24 protein-coding genes are annotated in these 22880 nt (G+C 67.7%); 10 read left to right on the top strand and 14 right to left on the bottom strand.

The window, feature by feature from the left end; genetic code table 11:
• The first annotated feature begins 67 nt into the window (after positions 1 to 67).
• Genes HRC28_RS14910 through HRC28_RS14920 form a run of 3 tightly spaced genes read left to right on the top strand, consistent with a single transcriptional unit; the run spans position 68 to position 1784 of the window.
• Positions 68 to 1231 (top strand): sterol desaturase family protein, encoded by a 1164-nt coding sequence (locus HRC28_RS14910; RefSeq protein WP_182376280.1) that lies wholly within the window; start codon positions 68 to 70, stop codon positions 1229 to 1231.
• Positions 1232 to 1263: 32 nt separating this feature from the next.
• Positions 1264 to 1482 carry a hypothetical protein gene (locus tag HRC28_RS14915; RefSeq protein WP_182376281.1) on the top strand — a complete coding sequence of 73 codons (219 nt, stop codon included), beginning with the start codon at positions 1264 to 1266 and terminating at the stop codon, positions 1480 to 1482.
• Positions 1482 to 1784: a type II toxin-antitoxin system PemK/MazF family toxin gene (locus tag HRC28_RS14920; protein WP_182376282.1), complete on the top strand. Its 303-nt coding sequence runs from the start codon at positions 1482 to 1484 to the stop codon at positions 1782 to 1784. The genes HRC28_RS14915 and HRC28_RS14920 overlap by 1 nt, the downstream gene beginning before the upstream one ends.
• A 65-nt stretch (positions 1785 to 1849) precedes the next feature.
• Here HRC28_RS14920 and HRC28_RS14925 read toward each other — a convergent pair whose 3' ends face one another.
• From HRC28_RS14925 to HRC28_RS14950, 6 genes are all read right to left on the bottom strand, one after another.
• Positions 1850 to 2647 (bottom strand): hypothetical protein, encoded by a 798-nt coding sequence (locus tag HRC28_RS14925; protein ID WP_182376283.1) that lies wholly within the window; start codon positions 2645 to 2647, stop codon positions 1850 to 1852.
• The gene (locus HRC28_RS14930; protein WP_202033083.1) at positions 2640 to 3188 is read right to left on the bottom strand and encodes a sigma-70 family RNA polymerase sigma factor; all 549 of its coding nucleotides are present in this window, start codon (positions 3186 to 3188) and stop codon (positions 2640 to 2642) included. Before HRC28_RS14930 ends, HRC28_RS14925 begins: the two co-directional genes overlap by 8 nt.
• Positions 3185 to 3565: a TraR/DksA C4-type zinc finger protein gene (locus HRC28_RS14935; protein WP_202033084.1), complete on the bottom strand. Its 381-nt coding sequence runs from the start codon at positions 3563 to 3565 to the stop codon at positions 3185 to 3187. The genes HRC28_RS14930 and HRC28_RS14935 overlap by 4 nt, the downstream gene beginning before the upstream one ends.
• Before the next feature lie 8 nt (positions 3566 to 3573).
• Entirely contained in the window at positions 3574 to 3861 is a 288-nt protein-coding gene (locus HRC28_RS14940; protein WP_332643857.1) for a YciI family protein, read from the bottom strand.
• Positions 3862 to 4049: 188 nt separating this feature from the next.
• Positions 4050 to 4949 carry a hypothetical protein gene (locus HRC28_RS14945; RefSeq protein ID WP_182376285.1) on the bottom strand — a complete coding sequence of 300 codons (900 nt, stop codon included), beginning with the start codon at positions 4947 to 4949 and terminating at the stop codon, positions 4050 to 4052.
• Positions 4946 to 5443, bottom strand: a complete 498-nt coding sequence (locus HRC28_RS14950) for a SigE family RNA polymerase sigma factor (RefSeq protein ID WP_182376286.1) — start codon at positions 5441 to 5443, stop codon at positions 4946 to 4948. Before HRC28_RS14950 ends, HRC28_RS14945 begins: the two co-directional genes overlap by 4 nt.
• 234 nt (positions 5444 to 5677) lie before the next feature.
• Between HRC28_RS14950 and helR the strand changes: the two genes are divergently transcribed.
• Positions 5678 to 7837 (top strand): RNA polymerase recycling motor ATPase HelR, encoded by a 2160-nt coding sequence (helR, locus tag HRC28_RS14955; protein WP_182376287.1) that lies wholly within the window; start codon positions 5678 to 5680, stop codon positions 7835 to 7837.
• A gap of 3 nt (positions 7838 to 7840) precedes the next feature.
• Here the strand turns inward: helR and HRC28_RS14960 are convergent, their stop codons facing one another.
• Complete coding sequence (locus tag HRC28_RS14960; protein ID WP_182376288.1) at positions 7841 to 8302, bottom strand: VOC family protein; 462 nt, start codon at positions 8300 to 8302, stop codon at positions 7841 to 7843.
• Positions 8303 to 8465: 163 nt separating this feature from the next.
• On the opposite strand from HRC28_RS14960, the gene HRC28_RS14965 reads away from it, so the two are divergent.
• On the top strand, positions 8466 to 9050 hold the full coding sequence (locus HRC28_RS14965) for a hypothetical protein (RefSeq protein WP_182376289.1): 585 nt from the start codon (positions 8466 to 8468) through the stop codon (positions 9048 to 9050).
• Between the two features lie 6 nt (positions 9051 to 9056).
• On the opposite strand, the gene HRC28_RS14970 is transcribed toward HRC28_RS14965, so the two are convergent.
• Genes HRC28_RS14970 through HRC28_RS14995 form a run of 6 tightly spaced genes read right to left on the bottom strand, consistent with a single transcriptional unit; the run spans position 9057 to position 15824 of the window.
• Positions 9057 to 11432: an excinuclease ABC subunit UvrA gene (locus HRC28_RS14970; RefSeq protein ID WP_182376290.1), complete on the bottom strand. Its 2376-nt coding sequence runs from the start codon at positions 11430 to 11432 to the stop codon at positions 9057 to 9059.
• 33 nt (positions 11433 to 11465) lie between these two features.
• A complete protein-coding gene (locus HRC28_RS14975) occupies positions 11466 to 11873 on the bottom strand; it encodes a VOC family protein (RefSeq protein ID WP_182376291.1) in 408 nt (135 codons plus the stop codon).
• A gap of 5 nt (positions 11874 to 11878) precedes the next feature.
• Positions 11879 to 12379, bottom strand: coding sequence for a helix-turn-helix transcriptional regulator (locus HRC28_RS14980; RefSeq protein WP_182376292.1), 501 nt, complete (start codon positions 12377 to 12379; stop codon positions 11879 to 11881).
• A gap of 24 nt (positions 12380 to 12403) precedes the next feature.
• Positions 12404 to 13240 (bottom strand): SDR family oxidoreductase, encoded by an 837-nt coding sequence (locus HRC28_RS14985; RefSeq protein ID WP_182376293.1) that lies wholly within the window; start codon positions 13238 to 13240, stop codon positions 12404 to 12406.
• Complete coding sequence (locus tag HRC28_RS14990) at positions 13237 to 14556, bottom strand: cytochrome P450 (protein WP_182376294.1); 1320 nt, start codon at positions 14554 to 14556, stop codon at positions 13237 to 13239. The genes HRC28_RS14985 and HRC28_RS14990 overlap by 4 nt, the downstream gene beginning before the upstream one ends.
• A complete protein-coding gene (locus HRC28_RS14995) occupies positions 14556 to 15824 on the bottom strand; it encodes a helix-turn-helix domain-containing protein (RefSeq protein WP_182376295.1) in 1269 nt (422 codons plus the stop codon). The genes HRC28_RS14990 and HRC28_RS14995 overlap by 1 nt, the downstream gene beginning before the upstream one ends.
• Positions 15825 to 16020: 196 nt before the next feature.
• Between HRC28_RS14995 and HRC28_RS15000 the strand changes: the two genes are divergently transcribed.
• The 4 genes from HRC28_RS15000 to HRC28_RS25640 are packed head-to-tail and all read left to right on the top strand — an operon-like array spanning position 16021 to position 20201.
• Entirely contained in the window at positions 16021 to 17802 is a 1782-nt protein-coding gene (locus HRC28_RS15000; protein ID WP_202033085.1) for a peroxidase family protein, read from the top strand.
• Positions 17803 to 17820: 18 nt separating this feature from the next.
• Complete coding sequence (locus HRC28_RS15005) at positions 17821 to 19191, top strand: L-serine ammonia-lyase (protein ID WP_182376297.1); 1371 nt, start codon at positions 17821 to 17823, stop codon at positions 19189 to 19191.
• Positions 19192 to 19213: 22 nt separating this feature from the next.
• The gene (locus tag HRC28_RS15010) at positions 19214 to 20041 is read left to right on the top strand and encodes a methyltransferase domain-containing protein (RefSeq protein ID WP_182376298.1); all 828 of its coding nucleotides are present in this window, start codon (positions 19214 to 19216) and stop codon (positions 20039 to 20041) included.
• A 31-nt stretch (positions 20042 to 20072) separates the two neighbouring features.
• Entirely contained in the window at positions 20073 to 20201 is a 129-nt protein-coding gene (locus HRC28_RS25640) for a hypothetical protein (protein ID WP_272902629.1), read from the top strand.
• Between the two features lie 22 nt (positions 20202 to 20223).
• On the opposite strand, the gene HRC28_RS15015 is transcribed toward HRC28_RS25640, so the two are convergent.
• Positions 20224 to 21240 (bottom strand): zinc-binding dehydrogenase, encoded by a 1017-nt coding sequence (locus tag HRC28_RS15015; protein ID WP_182376299.1) that lies wholly within the window; start codon positions 21238 to 21240, stop codon positions 20224 to 20226.
• Between the two features lie 89 nt (positions 21241 to 21329).
• On the opposite strand from HRC28_RS15015, the gene HRC28_RS15020 reads away from it, so the two are divergent.
• The gene (locus HRC28_RS15020; protein WP_182376300.1) at positions 21330 to 22871 is read left to right on the top strand and encodes a UDP-N-acetylglucosamine 1-carboxyvinyltransferase; all 1542 of its coding nucleotides are present in this window, start codon (positions 21330 to 21332) and stop codon (positions 22869 to 22871) included.
• The last annotated feature ends 9 nt before the right edge of the window (positions 22872 to 22880 follow it).

Consider the following 22880-nt stretch of genomic DNA (forward strand, 5'->3'; position numbering starts at 1 on the left):
TATTCTTCGGCGCGGATTGAGCACAGGTGCTCGTTTGGAAACCGGGCGCCGAGCCGATACTCGGAACATGAACTCTGGCGCCAGCGTGGGGGAGACCCCGACTCCCGAGAAGTACCGTCGCATCCCGCTGTACCGGCACCCGCTGCTGGCGCCGGCCGCATCGATGATCCTTGGGCTCGGGAGCCTCGTTGCGGTCCTCTGCTTCCACTTCCCGGAACTGCTGACCAGCCAGGAGTTCCGCGCGGTCTACAGCGAAGGTTTCGCGCGACGACTGCTGCTCGTCGCGCTGTCGTTCGCGTTCATCGCAGGAACCCTGGCGATCCTGCGCGACCAGCACAAGCGCCTGGCCTTCATCGGTGTCGGGTCGGCCACCATCGCCGTACTGGCTGGGGGATCGGACGTCCAGTTCGAAACCATCGGCAAGACGCCGTACTCGCTTGGTCTCGACTGGTTCGTCCTGTCGCTGTTCTTCTCCGCATTGGTCTTCATTCCGCTCGAGCACCACTTCGCTCGACGGCCGCTCCCGGTGTTGCGTCCCGGTTGGCGGACTGACGCGGCGTACTTCTTCATGTCGCACGTGCTGGTGCAGTTCATCCTGATCACGGTCACCGCATCCACCAGCGTGGTCGTCGAATCGGTGGAGATCGGGGGAGTCCAGGACTGGGTGGGCGGGCTGCCCTTCGTTGGACAGTTCTTCCTCGCTGTGTTCGCCGCCGATGTCGCCCAGGCCGGTCTGCACCGCGTCTACCACCGGGTGATGGTCCTGTGGCGTTTCCACGCGGTCCACCACTCGAGCCCGGAGCTCGACTGGCTGGCTGGGTCGCGGGTGCACCTCATCGAAACCATCCTGACCCGCTCGACCGTGCTGCTTCCGCTGCTCCTTCTAGGATTTTCCCAGGAGGCCGTCAACGCGTACGCCGTCCTCGTGGGCCTCCAGGCCGTGATCGCGCACGCCAACATCGGCATCAAGTTCGGCTGGCTCGAGTACGTCATCACGCTGCCGCGCTACCACCACTGGCACCACGCCCGCCACATCGACTACTGGGATCGCAACTATGCGATCCACCTGCCCGTGGTCGACATGCTGATGGGCTCGTTCAAGCTCCCGCGCGACGGAAGCTGGCCCGAGGAGTACGGCGTCCTCAAGCCGGAGACGGTGCCCAACGGATTCGTTGCTCAGCACCTGATGCCGTTCCGGGGCACCAAGGAGTACAGCGACTACGTGTCGTAGCACCCTGAATCCCAAAGTGGTACCATCTTGGGATGAGTGTCCAGATCGCCGTGCGACTGCCCGAGGAACTTGTTGCGTACGTCGACGCCCTCGTCACGGACGGTGCCGGCTCCCGTGCTGCGGTGGTGGCGCGTGCGCTGGGCCTCTATCAGCAGCAACTCAGCGCCGAGCGCGACGCGCAGATCCTGGAGTCGTCGGGGGACTACGACGACTTCGATGACCTGGTCAGCCATGTCGCCGTTGGCGACTGATGCGCGACATCCACATCGCCCACCTCGACAAGGCGCGCCCGGTTCTGGTGCTGACACGGGAACCGGTCCGCGGCGCCATGCGCCGGGTCACGGTTGCGCTTATCACCTCGACGGCCAAGGGACTGAGCACCGAGGTGCCGGTCGGTCCCGCCAACGGCCTCGAGGAATCGTGTGTCGTCAGCTGCGACAACATCATCACGATCGACAAGCGTTCGCTCGGCCGGCACGTCGGTTTCTTCTTCGATCGTCAGGAAGCCGATCTCGCAGCAGCGATCGTGAGCGCTTTTGCTCTGCGGTCGTAGGCCACCGAGGCTCGGGAGAGGGCCTTCCGTCGATGTAATGTGACATAATGTCACTTATCGGCGGTTTACTGACCCCGCTCCAGGATGATCCGGCTGGCGATGAATTCGCCATCGATGCAGGTGACGTCGATCCGCACCGGAGTGTCGCCCTGAAGCGCCTGAGTCACGATGTCGGGATCGCTGGCGCCGCTGATCTGATCGTTGACGCGGATCTCGACGCGCACGCTGGACCACTCCTTGAACGGCAGCGCATCGTTGGTGTCGGCCTGGAGCATCACGACGTACGGCGGCCGCAGGGCCCCGTCGCTCTCGGGCATGGCGCCGTCCACTGACACCCAGTCGCCGACCAGGCTCTGGGCGCCGCTCTGGGTGCACGCAACCGGTTCGGACAACACCCTCAGCTCAGCGGGTACGGCCGGTTGTCCATCGGCCAACCAGACTGAGCCCTCGGCGAAGACGGCTGTGGCCGGGTCGACGCCGGGAAGCGTGGATGCCATCGTGCTGCGGTCCTCGACGTCGCCACAGCCAAGCATCGTGCCGGAGCCGAGACTGCGACCCGGGCGGGGCACGCGCAGGAGCTCGCCATGGCCGACGTAGCGAGTCGTCCCGACCTCCAGGATGGCAGCGCACGACGCCTGTCCGTCGGAGCCGCCTTCGTCCTCCAGCAACCACCAGGGCGCGGTGGCGCCCACAGCCACGGCTGCGGCAGCCGCGATCGCCGCCAGACGCCACCGGGGCGCGTGCCCGCGCCGCACACTTTCGGACGAAGATGCGGCCGTGCTGGACTGGACACCACGAAAGGTCGGCGCGAGCTCCGCGGCCCGGGCGAGGTCCTCCTTGAGCCGGGTCTCGAAGTCAGTCATCGTGGTCTCCTTCGGCCTCTGAGTGTTTGGTGGGGCGTTCGTAGGTCGAGGCGAGCTCGTTCCGAAGCTTCTTGTTGGCACGGTGGGCCAACGACCGCACGGTGACGCGCGAACAACCAAGGACTGCGGCGATCTCGGGATCGGGGAGGTCCTCGTAGTAGCGCAGCACGATCACCGCACGCTCACGGGCTGACAGTGTTTCCAGCGCGCCCAGGATCGACAGCCGGTCGTCGGATGGGCCTGAGACTGCCTCATGGAGTGGCCCGATCCGGGTCAGACCGCGTCGCAGCGTCGAGGCTCGCCTTGCGCCGCTGATCTGTTCATTGAGCAATGCTCGTCGCGCATAGGTGAACGGGTCGTCGAGGTCGTCGATCCCCCGGGCAGACAAACGCATGAGTACGGTCTGGACGAGGTCCTCGGCCGCCGCGCCGTTCCCTCCGGTGAGAAGAAAAGCGCAACGCAGGAGGCGCTGCCCCTGCTCCCTCGCAAAGGCCTTAAGGCTTGCCTGATCGGCCGAGCTCGGCGTGCTGATCGTTCTCACAACCCTTTCCACGCGTTCGGAGAGCGAACTGTTGCACGCGCGCACACGATGCACATGGACGCGGTGGGCCGGGCCTCGAGCCGAGCGGTACCGATGTCTCCCCCGCAGGTCTCGCAGGTTCCGTACGTGTTGGCCTCCCAGCGGGTCAGCGCCGCCTCGGACTCGGCGACCTGGCTGCGTGCCTGCTGGATGAGCGCGTGGAGCTGCGAGCGTTCGAAGGCAATCGTCGCGCCCTCGGGGTCGTGCTCGTCGTCCGCGTTGGTGTCGCGTGAGGCGGCCACCACGCCGTCGAAGTCCTCGGTCAGGCGGGCGAGCCGGGTGCGTGCAGAGGCCAGTTTCGACTCCAGCACGTCCCGTTCGCCCGCCGTACCTGACACGAGGACGCTCAGGCCAGGCCGTCGAACGGACGGACCTCGACCGTGCCGCGGCAGGCACGGGAGCCCTCGGCGGCGAGCTTGATGGCGACGTCCAGGTCGGGAACGTCGATCACCCAGAAACCGGCGATGACCTCCTTGGTCTCGAGGTACGGGCCGTCGGTCATGACGGGCTTCTCCCCCTGGCCGTCGACCACCGTGGCCGTCTCCACCGGCGCGAGACCGCCGGCGAACACCCAGTAGCCGTCGGCCTTGAGCTTCTCGTTGAAGGCTCCCGTTTCGGCGAACGACAACTCCATGTCCTCCTTGGAGGCGTAGCCGTAGTTGTTCGACTCGTCCAGGTCGGTCGGGCCGTGGACGCTCAGCAGGTAGTTCGTCATCTGACTGCTCCTCAGTTCGCGGCGGTCCCGATGACCGCCGTCCACCTTCACCGCGTATGGCACCACGTCGATACGACAGTGGGCGAGAAGAAAGGTTGCCGAGCGGGTCAGTCGGGCGGCGGAATGACCAGTTCCGGGTCCGTCGCGACCTCCTGCAGGGCAGACGTGGGTACGTCGAACTCCCCCAACGCTGCCTCGTACGACGGCGCCCGGACCATCTCGCGTGCGCTGGTCAGGAAGGTCTCGGAGTGGACGACCTCCACAGAGCGGATGAAGAAGATCTCCGCTGGATCCAGCCGCCGGCTGGTGTTGACGGACGGGTCGATGGTCCACCGTGGCTTGGTGCCCTTCTCCAGGTTCTCGCGGGTCAGTGAGATCCAGAAACCGGTGGGGTCGGTCGGATCCGGGAACGCCGCCGACACCTCGACGACTGCGACGGACCCGTCGGGCAAGGTGGTCGCCTCACACGAGAGGAGATAGGCGTCAGGTCCCCGGGTGGCCTCCGCGCAGCGAGTGTCCCGGTCCCCCTCCGCCTCGCCGCGGCTGTGGCCGAGTCGTACGGCGAACCGGTGGTCCCCCGTCCCGCCGTACGTGGCCGACACGGACGTGGCCTCGTTCCATCGCTCTCGCGGCAGATCATCGCGTTGGCTGTCGCTCGCGGAGAAGTCCATCGGTCCGAGGGCGAGGTAGGAACCGACGGCTGACTGGACGTGGGATTCCATCAGCCCGGGCAGCTTCGCCGGGTCGTACTTCGCGAGCGCAACCCGCGTCATCGGATGGATGTTGTCGAGCGCCTTGATGTCGTCGGTCTGGCCTCGCCCGACGACGCCGATGGCGACGGCCGCCAGTCCCCCAACGGCGGTCAGTGCCGCGAACCGAACGGAGAACTGGCGGCGACGTCGGGCGCGGCGCCCCTCCCCCATGCTGTCCACAGGCCGCAGGGTGAACGCTGGTTCGGTGGTCTCGACGTGGTCACGCAACAGGGTGCGCAGGTCGTGCTCGGTCATCGCAGGTCCTCCGTCAGGACGAGGTGGGGAAGGTGGGAGCGCAGGGTGGCGAGCCCGCGCGAGGTCTGGCTCTTGACGGTGCCCTCGGCGACACCGAGCGCCGCGGCGACCTCGGCAACCGACAGGTCGTCAAGGAACCGCAACGCGACGATCGCGCGTTGCTGGGGTGCGAGCAGGCCGAGTGCCCGGTCGAGATCGAGACCGTGGTCGGCGATCTCCGGGGCCGGAGTGTCCGGTACGTCGGCCGACGGCCATTCCCGACGCGGTCGGCGGATCGCCGAGATCGCCTCGTTGACGACCGTTCGTCGGGCGTACGCCTCCAGCGACTCTCTCCGAATCCTCGGCCACGCGCGATACAGCTTGGTCATCGCGGACTGAGTGACGTCGTCGGCAACGTGCCAGTCGCGGACGACCACGTAGGCGATGCGTCGCAGCGCTGGGCCGCGAGCGAGGAAGAACTCCTCGAACTCGGCTTCCGGGGACGGGCCTGTCATGGGCACCTCTTCTGGTCGGTTGCCCTATGTACGACGCGAGTCGACCGCCAGGTTCGCAGTGTGGGTGAATGAATCCTGCGTGACCGGCTCAACCATCTCGACGATGGGCGCCGAACAGTGCCTCCGTATCCAAGATATAACGCAGATGGGGGCTTGCGGCAAGGCCCTCTGGTCAGGGCAGAATCCCCGATTCCACCCCAAGAAACCGCACGAAACTGCCCCGGAGCTGATCACTTGACCGACGCAATCACCACTGCGTTCGCACTGCCCGACCACCTTGCCGCCAAGGCGTCCCCGGACCTGATCTCCGACGACGAGCGCCACTTCCTCGCCATCCAGTCCACCCTCGACGAGTCGATCGCCGACCTCTCGGAGCGACTCGACCAGGAACGGAAGGCGCCCGGCGGAACCGGCCAGGAGGCGATGGACCGCGACCTGGAGATCCACCGGCTCGCGGCGCGACTGCGCACCCTCAGGCGCTACACGCTGGACCTCTGCCTGGGACGGATGGTGGGAGAAGACGGCGAGGCCGTGTACGTCGGCCGCCTCGGCCTCACGGACAGGGACAGCCGGCGCCTGCTGGTCGACTGGCGCTCCCCCGCCGCTGAGCCGTTCTTCGGCGCGACGCATGCCAATCCGATGGGGCTGATCAGCCGGCGGCGGTACCGCTGGACGCTGGGCCGCATCAGCGACTACTGGGACGAGGTGTTCACTCCCGACGGGCTGGAGGGCAACGCCGCCCTCGACGACCAGTCCGCCTTCGTCGCGAGTCTCGGCAGTAGCCGATCGCCCCAGATGCGTGACGTGCTCGGCACCATCCAGGCTGACCAGGACGCCATCATCCGTGCCTCGTCGCGGGGCGCGCTCGTCGTCGACGGCGGCCCCGGCACGGGCAAGACCGTCGTGGCGCTGCACCGGGCGGCGTACCTGCTCTATTCCGACCCGCACCTCGGCGACGGCCGCGGCGGCGTGCTGTTCGTCGGTCCGCACGAGCCGTATCTCGCCTACGTCGCCGACGTGCTCCCCAGCCTGGGTGAGGACGGGGTGCAGACCTGCACCCTCAAGGACCTCGTGCCCGGCGGTCACCAGGTCAAGCCGGAAGGCAGCCAGGAGGTGGCGCGGCTCAAGTCGAGCGCCGCGATGGTGGCGGCGATCGAGCCGGCCGTGCGGATGTACGAGGAGCCGCCCACGGTGGGCAGCGAGGTCGAGACCCCGTGGGCCGACCTGTGGTTGAGCAAGCACGACTGGGCCGAGGCGTTCGAGTCCCCCGACCCCGGTACGCCGCACAACGAGGCGCGCGACGAGGTGTGGGAGGAGTTGCTCACCATCCTGGTCGACAAGTTCGAGGGCGACGACGACGTCACCCCCGAGATGATCCGCCGGGCGCTCGTGCAGAACCGCGACCTGGTGACCACGTTCAACAAGGCCTGGCCGCTCATCGATCCCGAAGACCTCGTCGGCGACCTCTGGGAGGTTCCCGCCTACCTGCGCATGTGCGCGCCGTGGCTCGAGCCCGATGAAGTCAAGATGTTGCGACGTGGCGACCCGAAGGCATGGACAACGTCCGACTTGCCGCTCCTCGACGCCGCCCGGTTGCGCCTCGGCGACCCGGAGGAATCGCGCCGCCGTCGCCGGCACGAAGCGGCCGTCGCCGCCGAACGCAAGCGGATGGACGACGTCGTCGAGGACCTGCTCCAGCTCGACGACGAGGACGGGATGATGGCCCAACTCCGGCAGGACGGCATCCGCGACGCCCTCGTCGACGACGGAGCACTCCCCCAGGCCGACAGCGACCTCCTCGCCGGTCCGTTCGCGCATGTCGTCGTCGACGAAGCGCAGGAACTGACCGACGCGGAGTGGCAGATGCTGCTCGTCCGGTGCCCGTCGCGCAGCTTCACGATCGTCGGGGACCGCGCCCAGGCCCGGCACGGCTTCACCGACACGTGGGAGGAACGGCTCAAGACCGTGGGTCTCGACCGGATCGAGATGGCGTCGCTGAGCATCAACTACCGGACGCCCGAGGAGGTCATGAACGAGGCCGAGCCCGTGATTCGAGCCGTCCTTCCTGACGCGAACGTGCCGACGTCGATCCGCCAGAGCGGCATTCCGGTCCTGCACGGGGCCACCACCGACATCGACCAGATCCTCGACGCTTGGCTCGCGGACCACACCGACGGGACCGCCTGCGTCATCGGCGCCGGTCGCGAGGACGGATCGTACGACGGCCGCAGGCGCGTCCGCTCCCTGTCGCCCGAGCACTCCAAGGGCCTTGAGTTCGACCTCGTGGTCCTGATCGATCCGGAGTCCTTCGGCGACGGGATCGAGGGTGCGGTGGACCGGTATGTCGCGATGACACGAGCTACGCAACGGCTCGTCGTGCTCACGGGTTCGTAGCCCTCAGTCGAGGCAGAACTCGTTGCCCTCGGGGTCGGTCATCACGATGAAGCCGGTCTCCATGGGCGGAGCCGGCTCGTGACGTCGGACCCTGGTCGCGCCCAGCGCCGCCAGTCGCTCGCATTCGGCCTCGAGCACGGCCATCCGCTCGTCTCCCAGCAGGCCCGGAGCGACCCGGACGTCGAGGTGGACCCGGTTCTTGGCGACCTTGTCCTCCGGGACCTGCTGGAAGAACAGCCGTGGTCCGGCGCCGTCGGGGTCATCGAGCGCCGATCGGGAGTTCCGCTGGTCCTCCGGGACCCCGATCTGCTCCAGGAACACGTCCCAGGCAGCCAACGGGTCGCCACCCTCCGGGACGACGACGCCGGGTGGGCCCGGATGCACGTAGCCGAGGACGTCGCGCCAGAAGGTCGACAGCGCTCGCGGGTCGCAGGCATCGAAGGTGATCTGCACGTTGCGGCTCATGCGACCTGTTCTACCCGGGAGCACCGACATCCGGAATGCGCCCAGATGCCCCGATCCGGCCATGGCGTACGCCGACCGATCGGCGTACGTTGCGAGATGGGCCCGGCCGGGGTCCGAACGCCTCGACCGGTCTTGAACACACCCATCGACCGAGGAGGCAACAGTGTTCATCCAGATCATCCAGGGCGCGTGCACACGGCAGGACGAGGTCCACGCGCTGCTCGACGAGTGGCGGAGCGACTTCTCCCCGAGCGCCACCGGCTGGCTCGGGGGCACCTACGGATTCACCGACGACGACCAGTTGATGGCGATCGTCCGTTTCGAGTCGCGCGAGGCCGCGGCGGCCAATTCGGACCGCCCCGAACAGGGCGCGTGGGCCGCGCGGCTCAACGCCCTCATGGACGGCCCGCTCGAGTTCCACGACTGTGACGACGTCACCCTGCTCATGGACGGCGGCTCGGACCAGGCAGGCTTCGTGCAGGTCATCCGCGGCCGGGTCGACGACCCGGACCGGCTCAAGGCGATGCTGGCCGATGCCACGAGCCTCCACGAGATGCGGCCGGACATCCTCGGCGCGACGTTGGCGATCGAGCCCGACGGCACCTTCACCGAGACCGTCGCGTTCGCCAGCGAGGACGCCGCACGTGCGGGCGAGCAGGTCGAGCCGCCGGCCGAAGTACGCCAGGAGCTCGAGTACGCCATGAAGGACGCGAAGTTCTACGACCTCCGCAACCCGTGGTTCGCCTGAGCGCCCTCAGCTCCCGACGTACTCCTTGAGGTGCTGGCCGGTGAGGGTCTTGGCCTTGCCGACCAGCTCCGCAGGCGTGCCCTCGAACACAACCTTGCCGCCGTCGTGGCCGGCACCCGGACCGAGGTCGATGATCCAGTCGGCGTGCGCCATGACGGCTTGGTGGTGCTCGATCACGATGACCGACTTGCCGGAGTCGACGAGGCGGTCGAGCAGGCCCAGCAGGTTGGCGACGTCGGCCAGGTGCAGCCCGGTGGTCGGTTCGTCCAGGACGTAGATCCCGCCCTTCTCCCCCATCCGCATGGCGAGCTTGATCCGCTGGCGTTCGCCGCCGGACAGCGTGTTGAGCGGCTGGCCGAGCTTGAGGTAGCCGAGGCCGACGTCCTCCAGGCGTCCGAGGATCGTGGCCGCAGCCGGCGTCTTTGCGTCACCCTCGGCGAAGAAGGCGTGCGCGTCGGTGATCGGGAGGTCGAGCACCTCGGCGATGTTGAGGCCACCGAAGGTGAGCTCCAGGACCGACGCCTGGAACCGCTTGCCGCCACATTCGTCGCACAGCGTCGCGACGGTCTCCATGAAGCTCAGCTCGGTGTAGATCATCCCGTTGCCGTTGCAGCTCCCGCAGGCGCCTTCGGAGTTGGCACTGAACAACGCGGGCTTCACGTTGTTCGCCTTCGCGAACGCCTTGCGGATCGGCTCCAGCAACCCCGTGTACGTCGCCGGGTTGCTCCGTCGCGAGCCCTTGATGGCGCCCTGGTCCACGACCACGACGCCCTCACCGCCTGCGACGGAACCGTGGATCAGCGAGCTCTTGCCCGAGCCGGCGACACCGGTGACGACACACAGCACGCCGAGCGGGATGTCGACCGACACGTCCTGCAGGTTGTGGGTGGACGCGCCGCGGATCTCGAGCTTGTCGGAGGCCTTGCGCACGTCGGTCTTGAGTTCTGCCCGGTAGCTGAGGTGCCGACCGGTGACGGTGTCGGAATCGTGCAGCGCAGCAACATCGCCCTCGAAGGTCACCATCCCGCCGGCTGAACCAGCGCCCGGCCCGAGGTCGACGACGTGGTCGGCGATCACGATGGTCTCGGGCTTGTGCTCGACGACCAGCACGGTGTTGCCCTTGTCCCGCAGTTCGAGCAGGAGGTTGTTCATCCGCTGGATGTCGTGCGGGTGCAGCCCAATGGTGGGTTCGTCGAAGACGTAGGTGACATCGGTGAGCGCCGACCCGAGGTGGCGGATCATCTTGGTGCGCTGGGCCTCTCCCCCCGACAGCGTCCCGGCGGGCCGGTCCAGCGAGAGGTAGCCGAGTCCGATCTCGACGAACGAGTCGAACAGGTGCAGCAGGTTGGCCAGCAGGGGGGCGACCGAGGGGTCCTTGATCTTGCGGACCCAGTCAGCGGCATCGGTGATCTGCATCGCACACACGTCCGCAATGCCGAGACCGTTCACCTTCGAAGAACGAGCGGCCTCGTTGAGGCGGGTGCCCTGGCACGCGGGACAGGCCGCGAAGACGGCCGCCTTCTCGACGAAGGCCTTGATGTGTGGCTGCAGTGAGTCGACGTCCTTGCTGAACATCGACTTGCGGATCTTGGGGATCAGGCCTTCGTAGGTGATGTTGATCTTGTCGACCTTCACCTTGCGCGGTTCGGCGTAGAGGAAGTCCTCGCGCTGCGCGGCCGTGAACTTCTTGATCGGGATCTCGGCCGGCACGGCCTCCTTGAAGGCCGCGACCATCCAGCCGTCCGCGGTGTAGCCCGGCACCAGGATGGCGCCCTCGACCAGTGACTTGCTCTCGTCGAAGATCTGGGTGAGGTCCAGGTCGGACACACTCCCCCGGCCCTCGCACTCGGCGCACATGCCACCGAGGTAGACAGCCTGGCGGACGACATTCTTCTCGACCTTGCCGCCGGCCTTCTCGGTGCTCATCACGCCGCTGGCCTTGCGGGTCGGGACGTTGAAGGAGAACGCCGTGGGCGGACCGATGAACGGGTCACCGATCCGGCTGAACAGCACGCGCAGCATCGCATTGGCGTCGGTGGCGGTGCCGACGGTGGAACGGGCGTTGGCCCCCATCCGCTCCTGGTCCACGAGGATCGCGGTGGTGACACCCTCGATGTTGTCGACTTCCGGGCGCGCGAGGTTCGGCATGAAGCCCTGGACGAAGGTGCTGTAGGTCTCGTTGATCATCCGCTGCGACTCGGCAGCGATGGTCGCGAACACCAGTGAACTCTTGCCGGAGCCCGAGACGCCGGTGAACACGGTCAGCCGTCGCTTCGGCAACTCGACGCTGACGTCCTTCAGGTTGTTCTCCCGTGCGCCCTGGACCCGGATCAGGTCGTGGCTGTCCGCTGCGTGGGGGGTGGTGCTCACTGGTGTCTCCATCAGTTGGGTGGATCAGGGCGAGGGGGGTGCGGCTCAGGCCTGGTTGATGCGGACGTGGTTGCCGGCCGGGTCACGGAATGCGCAGTCGCGGACGCCGTACGGCTGGTCGATGGGCTCCTGGATGACCTCGGCGCCCGTGGCCTGGATCTTCTCGAACGTGGCGTCGAGGTCGGGCGAGCTGAGGACCACCGTCGCGTAGGTGCCCTTGGCCATCATCTCGGCGATGGTGGTGCGCTCCTCGTCGGTGATGCCCGGGTCGGCCGCCGGTGGGGTGAGCACGATCGACGGGCTGGTCTGGCCGGCCGGCGCGACGGTCACCCAACGCATGTCGCCGTAGCCGACGTCGTTGAGGATCTCGAAGCCGAGGACGTCGCGGTAGAACGCCACCGAGGCCTCGGCGTCGGTGTGCGGAAGGAAGCTGTGCTGGAGGCTGAGGTTCATGTCGCTCACGCTAGCGGCGCCTCGAACCGTGGCGCTTCTTGATTCCTGATCACATCCGGACTCGTCTGCGCCCCTCCCCTGCGCATCGGCCGGGTGGCCTTCTTCGTCACGCACGACGGCGGCTCGGCCGGCTGCTCTCCGGCCGCGTCGGTCTGTTCGCGGTAGATGCTCGGAGCCACGCCGACGAGCTCGGTGAACCGTGTGCTGAACGTGCCGAGCGAGGAGAACCCGACCTCGAAGCAGACGTCGGTGACGCTGACGTCGCCACGGCGCAGCAACGCCATCGCGCGCTCGATCCGACGTGTCATCAGGTAGGAGTACGGCGGTTCGCCGTACGCCCGCTTGAACTCCCGGCTGAGATGCCCGGCCGACATGTGGACGTCGCGGGCCAGCGCCTCGACGTCGAGCGGCCTCGCGTACTCCCGGTCGATCCGGTCGCGAACCCGCCGCAGCCGGGCCAGTTGGCGCAGGTACTCGGTGTCCGGTCCGCTGGTCACGTCCGCCATGTTCCCATGTCGATCAACGAACGCTCAGCCCATGACCCAGGCTTCACTGCGTCGCCACAACTCGTCGGCGAGCTCGTCGGTTGCGTACTTCGACGGCGTCTTCTCGCGACTGTTGTCGTAGTAGAGACCCGAGTCGCCGGCGACATCGGGTGACGTGGCGCAGTACAACGACGTCTTCGCGCCGTCGGCCGTCGACTTCATGAACAACTTGAGTACGTGCCGCAGCCCGAACGGCACCTCACGCCACACGTCGGAGGCGATCGCTCCCGGGTGGAGGGAGTACGTCGCCACGCCGGTCCCCTGCAGGCGGCGCGCGAGCTCCTGGGCGTGGAGCACGTTGGCGAGCTTGGACACGCAGTACTCGTCGAAGGCGGTACGCGACACAGCCGGCTGCCGCACGGCGTCCCAGTCGATGCCCTTGGCGCGGTAGTGCCCGGTGCTGGCGACGTTGACGATGCGGCCGGGGCCGCTCTCGATCAGGTGCTCGCGCAGCAACTCCGTGAACAGGAACGGGCCGACGTGGTTGGTGCCGAAGGCGAGCTCGAACCCGCTGGCCGTCAGCCCCTTCGCGCCGGCGAGACCGGCGTTGTTGATCAGCACGTGCAGCGGTTCGCCGGATTCGAGGAACGTCGTGGCGGCCTTGCGGACCGACGACAGGTCACCCAGGTCGAGCGCCAGGAAGTCGAGGTCGGTGTTGCCCGTCTCCCCCGCGATCTCATCGATCGCTGCCTTCGTCTTGTCCTCCGAGCGCCCCGCCAGGACGACACGGGCGCCCCGGCCTGCGAGCGCGCGCACAGTTTCCTTGCCGATGCCCGTGTTGGCACCGGTGACCAGGAAGGTGCGGCCAGCCAGGTCGCTCACGCAGTCAGGCCGATCCGGATCGCGAACAGGTCGAGCCCATGCGGAAGCGGCTTCCCCGGGTTGAGCGACGGGCTGACCAGGGCCGGCGTGGCTCGGCGGAGCAAGGCAGCGAGGAACGCCTGTCCCAGGAACACCGACATCCCTGCACCCGGGCACCCCTGGGGGCCGTGACTGAAGAAGTTGAACGACCAGGATGCACCCGCATCGCCGGTGGCCCATTCGCCCGGCGCGAACCGGTCGGCGTACTTGACCCGGTCGGTGTCACGGTGGTTGAACAGGTTCGACATCAGGACCTGGGTGCCGGCCGGCAGCACGCGCCCGTCGGGGAAGGTGATGTCCTCCGTCGCGACGCGACCGAACATGGGAGTGGTCGGCCACAGGCGCATGGCTTCCTGGATGACGCCGCCGAGGTAGTCGAGCTGCGCGACCGACTTGGCCGCGCTGACGTCCACGCCTTCCAGTTCGGCGTACACCTCGCGGCGCTGCTCCGGGTGGCTGCCGATCAGGGCCAGCGCACGCGCCAGGTTGGCCGGGAGGGTGTCGCCCATCGCGAACAGCCAGTGGATCAGCTGACCGGGGACGGCGGTCTTCTCATCATGCGGAGCCTTGGCGACCAGTGCGACGAGCGAGCCCTTCTCCGCTGCGTCGATGTACGCCGAAATCCGCTCCACGAGCTCGTCGTACCCCTTCGCGGGCTTGCCGGGCGTCTTGTTGCCCGCCGACATCAGCGTGCCGAGCAGGGCAGTGAGCTCGGTGTCGTCGGCCGCGGCGTCACCGAACACCACGCGCCGGGTGATCCGCTGGAAGGCGGCGTTGAGTTCGTCGTACCCGATCTCGCCCTTGAGGCCGGCTGCTTCCTCTCCGGCCACCTTCGTCATCCGGGCGCCGAGCGAGTGCAGGGGCTTGCCGGTCTGGAGCACGCTCACCGCGAAGGCGCGGCGGTTGTGCCACAGGTCCGCGCGCGACAATGTCAGGGCGTCGGGCTGGAAGGCGCTCATCCCGGCCTTCTTGGCCGGCGGGTCCGAGGCGAACGGCTCGGGCGAACCACCGAGCACGAACTCGATGTCCGCGGGATCACTCAGGAACAGCGTCTCGTCGGTGGCGACGCGGACGTAGAACGGTCCGGGACCGTACTTCCGGACGAGGCCCTGGATCAACATGAATCCGAACAGGTCGGCGCGGGCCACGCCGGCCACCTTCGTGGGGAGCTCGCGCTTCTTGAACAGTCCCTGGATCACGTTCGGGACTCCGACCTGCGCGGTGAAGCGCACGCCCTCGATCACAGATGCGCGCGGAAAGTCCGTCGTACTACCCATCACAGTCCTCCACGGTGTTGGTCCTTCATCGGTTGATTCATGGTGGAGTCGACGGCCCAGCGCCGACGTACTTCCAGAGCGAGGCACAGTTCAGCGACCTGGCGGGGATCGGAGATCGACCGCCCGGTGTACTCCTCGAGTCGGTGCAGGCGTTGGCGCACCGTGTTCGGGTGGAGGAACAGTGCCTCCGCTGTCTGCGCGGTGGATCCACCGGCGTCCAGCCACGCACTGAGGGTCTCGATCAGCAGGTCACGATCTGCCGGCCGCTGCTCGTCGAGCCGTGCGAACACATTGCGGGCGACGCGCTGCAGCATTTCCGGTGACCCGGAAGCCGCGAGCGCGAGCGGCGAGTCCTCGAAGACCCGGACGAGCATTCCGGTGCCCGCACGGGCGCTCTGCAAGGCGACCTCCGCCATGACAACGGCGTCGTGGGCATCGTTCAGGTCGTCGAACGGTGCGCTGACACCGACCGGGGCTGTCGCCAGTGTGCGAAGCCTGTCCGTCAGGACTGCCAGCCGATCGGGCTGGCGGATCTCGACGATGCCGATCTGGCGTTCGGGCCGCAGCAACCACACGGACGCAAGATCACGGGACATCAACTGTTCCTCGATACCCGCGATCGCCGGTTGGCCGAGCGTCGCGACGGACATGGACACGGCGACGTACGGACCGGTGACGCCCAGACCGAGGATCCCCGCGAGTTCCCACACGGTGGCCCGTTCACCGATCCGTCCGCTGAGCAAGGCGTCGACCAGGGCCGCTCGCCGCTCGCCGTGGCGGACCAGTTGCGCCGCGACGACCTCACCATGGGCGGCCGTCGCTGCGTGGGCGAAGGAGTCATGTGCGACCACCGCCACCTCGGTGGCTGCGAGCATCGTTTCGGTGTCGACCTGTGCTGCGCGGCTCTCCCCCAGCACGTGCTCCCAGATGTGCCGGAAGCCCACGCGGTAGGCGGCCAGGAGGGTTGCGAGCGGAACGCCGTCGTCTGCACGTTGACGACCTGTCGCGTCGGCCGCGGACAGGTCGAGCTGTTCATCCCCGGTCAAGGCAGTGAAGACGAAGCGGAGATGGTCCACGCAGTTGGCCCGTAGCTCCGTGATCGGGACCGTGGCCGACCCGTCATAGAAGGGGACCTGGCTGACGACCGCGTCGGCGAGGTCTGCGCCGAGCTCCTCGACCCGCAGCAGGAGCGCGCGCCCGAGGGCGGCGACGTCCGTCGGGACGTCTGCCTCCGGATCGTGGATCCGGTCGTCCTCGTCGACGCGCATGGACCTGATAGTAGGGCCGCCGGGCGCTCACGTCGGTGTGTTCAAACACTGTCTTACCGGGCAATGACAGTGTCGGGACACATAGACGCGAGCGCATGGCGCTCGTCACACTGAGCGCTTGAGTGGGTGCCGATGGGGGCACGACCTGTACTCGAGAAAGCAGGAACCGATGGTCCAGTGGCACCAGAATCCTTCCTTGATCCTTCAGATCAAGGCTCTCTCGGGCACTCGAGACGACTTGCGAGCCAAGAACCTCTTCGAGGCCGACAGCGTCCGTCCCGAAGTGGATCCGAAGGAGACGCCACCGGAGGAAGCAGTCCGTGCGCGCACGCCGGACGGCACCTGGAACGACCTCGGCTGCAAGCACATGGGTGCCAAGGGCACCGGATTCGGTCGCAACGCCCCGCTCGACAAGACCGTGCCCGACGTGAAGCGACTGCTCGACCCCGACCCGCGGGTGATCAGTTCGCGGCTGATGGCGCGCGACACGTTCAAGCCGGCCGGGATCATCAACGGCCTCGCCGCTGCCTGGCTGCAGTTCGAGAACCACAACTGGTTCTTCCACGGCGACGGTCTCGCCGACCGCACCATCGACATCCCGTTGCAGGACGGGGACGACTTCCCCGAGAACCCGATGCGGATCCGGTCCACGGTGCCGATGGACGGTGAAGAGATCACCGGCGGATGCCCGGCGCCGGCGTTCGCCAACCAGCAGGCGCACTGGTGGGACGGCTCGCAGGTCTACGGCAGCGGCAGCGAGAAGCAGAACAAGATGCGCACCTACGTCGACGGCAAGATCAAGGTCGGCGAGGACGGTCGCCTGCTCAAGAGCGACGTCCCCGGCGTCGACCTGACCGGCATGCAGGAGAACTACTGGGTGGGCGTCGGCCTGCTCCACACGATGTTCTCCCGCGAGCACAACGCGGTCTGCGACGAACTCAAGAAGGCCTATCCGTCGCTCAGCGACCAGCGCCTCTTCGAACTCGGTGTCCTCGTCGTCTCCGCCCTCATCGCGAAGATCCACACGGTCGAGTGGACTCCCTGCGTGTTGCGCCACCCGGCGCTCCAGATCGCCATGTCGGCCAACTGGTACGGCGCCCTGGGCGAGTCCTTCAAGGACAAGTTCGGGCGAATCGGCGACAGCGAGGCCATCTCCGGCATCATCGGCTCGAAGGCGGACCATCACTCGGCACCGTTCTCACTGACCGAGGAGTTCGTCGCGGTCTACCGGATGCACCCGCTCATCGCCGATGACTGGGACTTCTACTCCCTCGAGTCCGGTGAGTTCCTCGAGCACCGCGACTTCACCGAGCTCCAGGGCATGCACACGCGCGACTTCATGGACAGCATGGAGATGGGCGACATGTGGTACTCCTTCGGCCGCGCCTCTGCCGGCGCCGTGAGCCTGAAGAACTACCCCAATGCGCTGCGCAAACTGACCCGCGTCGACGGCCAGATCACCGACCTGGCCACCCTCGACATCGTCCGCGACCGCGAACGTGGCGTGCCTCGCTACAACGACTTCCGCGAGATGCTCCGGATGCCGCGGCGCAAGTCGTTCGACGACATCACTCCGAACAAGGCCTGGGCCAAGGAGATGGCCGAGATCTACAAGGGCGACGTCAACGCCGTCGACCTCCAGATCGGCATGCAGGCCGAGAAGCCGCCGAAGGGCTTCGGCTTCTCTGACACCGCGTTCCGGATCTTCGTCCTGATGGCCTCGCGGCGGCTCAAGAGCGACCGGTTCTTCACCGAGGACTACCGCCCCGAGATCTACACGCAGGTGGGCCTGGACTGGGTGAACAACACCACCATGAAGGACGTCATGGAGCGGCACTACCCCGAGCTCACCCCAGTCATTGGCGACATCGAACGGGTCTTCGCGCCGTGGCACGCCGTCGGCGAATCCGAGCCGAACAAGAAGAACCCGGTCGGTCGCCTCGCCGACACCGTCAAGGGATACGTCCCGCTCGGGTGACGTGACTAGTGTGGCCGTATGGCGCTGAGCGTCTTTGATCTCTACTCGGTCGGCATCGGCCCGTCCTCGTCGCACACTGTCGGCCCCATGCGGGCCGCGAAACAGTTCGCGGACGGGCTCGCTGCCGACGGCTTGATCGCGTCCGTGGGCCGGGTGCGGGCCGAGTTGTTCGGTTCCCTCGGCGCGACCGGGCACGGGCACGGGTCCGAGAAGGCGGTGATCCTCGGCCTCGAGGGGGCTGAGCCGGCGACCGTCGACATCGCGACGTACGACGACCGGGCGGCCGCCGTACGGACTGCGAAGCGGTTGTCCCTGGCCGGCCAGCACGAGGTCGACTTCGGTGAGGACGACCTCGTCATGCACCGACGCCGGTCGTTGCCAGGTCACCCCAACGGCATGCTCTTCATTGCGTACGACGCCAGCGGGGCGGTGCTGCGCGAACGGATCTACTACTCCGTCGGTGGCGGCTTCGTGGTGGACGAGGACGCGATCGGAGCCGACCGCGTGGTGGCCGACGAGACGCCAGTCCGCTTCCCGTTCAACAACGCGGGCGAGCTGCTGGCGGCGTGTGCGGAGAACGGTTTGAGCGTCAGTGACGTGATGCTGGCCAACGAACTGTCGTGGCGCACCGAGGACGAGGTACGGGCCGGGCTGCTCGAGATCTGGGAGGCGATGGCCGCGTGCGTGCGCGCGGGTTGTGCGAGCGAGGGCGTGCTGCCCGGTGGCCTCAAGGTGCCGCGTCGTGCTCCGGCGCTGCTCGCCCGACTCACCGAGTCACCCGACGACCACGACCCGCTGCGCGCCATGGACTGGGTGAACCTGTTCGCCCTGGCCGTCAACGAGGAGAACGCCGCCGGCGGCCGGATGGTGACCGCCCCGACCAACGGAGCAGCCGGAATCATCCCCGCGGTGCTGCACTATTACGTTCGTTTCGTCCCGGGCGCCACCGACGACGGGATCGTGAGGTTCCTGCTGACGGCCGGCGCCATCGGTGCCTTGTTCAAGCAGAACGCCTCGATCTCCGGCGCCGAGGTCGGCTGCCAGGGCGAGGTGGGCTCGGCTTGCTCGATGGCGGCCGGTGCGTTCTGCGAGGTGATCGGCGGGAGCCCCCAGCAGGTCGAGAACGCTGCCGAGATCGGGATCGAGCACAACCTCGGCCTGACCTGCGACCCGGTCGGCGGCCTCGTCCAGATCCCGTGCATCGAACGCAACGCCATCGCCTCGGTGAAGGCCATCAACGCTGCCCGGCTGGCGCTCGTCGGCACCGGGCTCCACACCGTGAGCCTCGACCGAGCCATCAAGACGATGCGCGACACCGGGCGCGACATGCACACCAAGTACAAGGAGACCTCGCGCGGCGGCCTCGCCGTGAACGTCATCGAGTGTTGAGCCCGTGGCTAGGGTCGAAGAGATGACTCACCAGAGTGCTGCCGACGTGTTCGAGGACAAGCTTGCCGACTGGCGGGCCTGGGCCGAGGCGCCCTGGGGGCAGATCCGGTTCGCGGTCGTCGAGGAGACGTTGCGGCGCCAGGTCGCCGAACTCGGCGGTGGCCCGCTCCGCATCCTCGACGTGGGCGGTGGGGACGGGCGCGACGCCGTACCGCTGGCCGTGGCAGGCCATCACGTGACGATCGTCGATCCGGCACCTGGCTGGCTGGCGGAGGCGCAGCGACGGGCCACCGAGGCCGGCGTCACCGACCGGATCGAGACGGTCAGTGGGTCGCTGGACGACCTGGCCGCAACAGATGGCCTGGCGAGCGACTTCGACCTCGTGCTGTGCCACTTCGTCCTGCACTACCGCTCCCCCGGTCCGGCTGATCTCGTGCGCCTCGCCGCCCGGGTCCGACCCGGCGGTCGGGTGTCGGTGATGGCGCCGAACCCCGAGGGGCGCGTGGTCATGGCCCTGACCCGGCGAGGCCCGGCCGCCGCTCTCGCCGAGCTCGAGGCCGACACCATGCCATCGCACGCCTTCGACCACACGGCCCGCAAGATCGACGCCGAGGACATGGCCGCGGAACTGGCCTCAGCAGGCCTCCGCGTCGTCCATCGCTACGGCGCCCGGATCGCGAACGACTTCCTCGCTGATGACCGGTTGAAGCAGGACGCGACCTACTTCGCCGACCTCGCCCGACTGGAGTTGGCGCTCTGCGACCGTGAGCCGTTCCTGCGCATGGGCGGTATGTGGCAACTGGTGGCCGAGAAGCCTGACGCGTCCGTTCCACGGACAGGACATCCGTGATTTGTGACGCAGGTCATGTCACGCTGTGCCCATGAGCGGCCTGGCACTGGTGATCCTTCTCGCGTCCGTCCTTGCAGTCATCGCGTTCATCGCCGTGCTCTTCGCGGTGGTCTTCTTTGCTGGCAAGTCGGGTCGCAGGGCCCAGCAGCACCGCTCCTGAACCGTTCCGGGGTCGGACGGGGTCAGGGCTGCAGCAACACCTTGACCGCGCGACGCTCGTCCATCGCCCGGTAGCCGTCGGGCGACTGGTCGAGCGGCAGGGTCAGGTCAAACACCTGACCCGGGTCGATCTTCCGCTCGACGACCAGGTCGAGCAGGTGGGGCAGGTACTGCCGGACCGGCGCGATGCCGCCGCGCAGGCCGACGTTCTTGGCGAACAGGGTGCCCACGGGCAGGTCGACCCCGTGCGGGACGCCCACGAAGCCGACGCCGCCACCGGGGCGGGTGACATTGATGGCCGTGGTCATCGCGTCGTTGGTGCCGACGCACTCCAGCGCCGCGTCGACGCCGATGCCACCAGAGATCTCCATGACCTCGGCGACACCCTCCTTGCCGCGCGCAGCAACGACGTGGGTGGCGCCGAAGGCGCGCGCAATGGCCTGTCGCGGTTCGTGTCGAGACATCGCAATGATCTTCTCCGCGCCGAGAACCGACGCGGCGAGCACGCCGCACAGGCCGACCGCGCCGTCGCCGACGACCACCACCGTGTCCCCCGCCTTGACGCCTGCGGCGACCGCGGCGTGCCACCCGGTCGGCATCACGTCGCTCAGGGCGAGGATCGAAGCAACCAGATCAGCGTCCGGGACGCCGTTGGTGGAGACCAGGCTGCCGTCGGCCTGGACCACGCGGGCGTACTCCGCCTGCCCACTGGAGGTCATGCCGAGGTTCACGCAGGCGGACTGGGCGCCCGCGAGGCAGTGGGCGCAGGTGTTGTCGCAGTGGCAGAACGGGACGACCACGAAGTCACCCGGCTTGAACGATGCGACCTCGCTGCCCACCTCCTCGACGATGCCGATGCACTCGTGGCCGATCGTCGAACCCGGACGGATCGGGTTCTCGCCGCGGTAGGGCCACAGGTCCGAGCCGCAGATGCAGCCCGCCGTGACCTTGATGATGGCGTCGGTGGGCTTCTTGATCACGGGGTCCGGAACCTCTTCGACCCGAATGTCCCCGGCACCGTGAATCGTCGTCGCGCGCATGGCGTGATCCTGCCATGGCGGCCGAACCGTTGAAGCGTGACGGTGCGTCGCGGGTACCGGTTATCTCATATATGAGTTACCGTCGTGGAATGACTTCTGAGGACTCCGGCGACGACTACAAGGGTCGCATCGGCAACCTGATCCGTGACGCGCGCAAGCACCGCGGCCTCACCCAGGCCCAGCTCGCCGACCGGCTCGGCACCAGCCAGAGTGCGATCAACCGCATCGAGAAGGGCCATCAGAACCTGTCCCTCGAGATGCTGGCCCGCATCGGCAGCGCAGTCGATTCGGAGATCGTCGCGGTCGGCGCCGGCCCCACGCACCTGCGGGTCAAGGGCCCGACGACGCTGGTCGGCAGCATCGACGTGAAGACCTCGAAGAACGCCGGTGTCGCGCTGCTGTGCGCCTCGCTGCTCAACCGCGGTCGGACCACCCTGCGCAAGGTCGCCCGGATCGAGGAGGTCAACCGCCTGCTCGAGGTGCTCGACAGCCTCGGGGTCCAGACCCGCTGGATCAACGCGGAGAACGACCTCGAGATCATCCCGCCCAAGGAGCTCGACCTCACCAAGATCGACGAGGAGGCGGCCCGCCGTACCCGCTCGGTGATCATGTTCCTGGGCCCGCTGATGCACCGCTCCGAGGACTTCGACCTGCCGTACGCCGGTGGCTGCAACCTCGGTACCCGCACGGTGGAGCCGCACATGTCGGCCCTGCGGCCCTTCGGCCTCGAGGTCAAGGCCACCGACGGCTGGTACCACGCGCAACTGAACCGCGCGATCGTCCCGACCCGACCGATCGTGCTGACCGAGCGCGGCGACACGGTCACCGAGAACGCGCTGATGGCTGCCGCGCTCCACCCGGGCACCACGGTCATCCGCAACGCGTCCTCGAACTACATGGTCCAGGACCTCTGCTTCTTCCTGCAGGCGCTCGGCGTCCAGGTCGACGGCATCGGTACGACGACCCTGACCGTGACGGGCTGTGAGTCCATCGACGTCGACGTCGACTACTCCCCCAGCGAGGACCCGATCGAGGCGATGTCGCTGCTCGCCGCGGCGATCGTGACCCGCTCGGAGATCACCATCGAGCGTGCGCCGATCGAGTTCCTCGAGATCGAGCTCGCCGTGCTCGAGGAGATGGGTTTCCGCTACACCCTGACCGAGGAGTACCTCGCCGCCAACGGCCGGACCCGGCTCGTGGACATCACCACGCACCCCTCGGACCTGGTTGCGCCCCGCGACAAGATCCACCCGATGCCGTTCCCGGGCCTCAACATCGACAACCTGCCGTTCTTCGCGGTGATCGGTGCCGTGGCCGAGGGCACGACCTACCTGCACGACTGGGTCTACGACAACCGGGCGATCTACCTCACCGAGCTCAACAAGCTCGGTGGCCGGGTGACCCTCCTGGACCCGCACCGCGTGCAGATCGAGGGACCGACCTCGTGGACCGGCGCCGAACTGATCTGCCCCCCGGCGCTGCGGCCCGCGGTCGTCGTACTGCTGGCAATGCTGGCCAGCAAGGGCACGTCGGTCCTGCGCGGGACCTACGTCATCCACCGTGGCTACGAGGACCTCGCCGAGAGGCTGAGTTCACTCGGCGCCGACATCGAAACGTTCCGCGACATCTGATCGGCGGCC

Origin of the sequence: Nocardioides sp. WS12 (assembly GCF_014108865.1) — a bacterium.
GTDB lineage: Bacteria > Actinomycetota > Actinomycetes > Propionibacteriales > Nocardioidaceae > Nocardioides.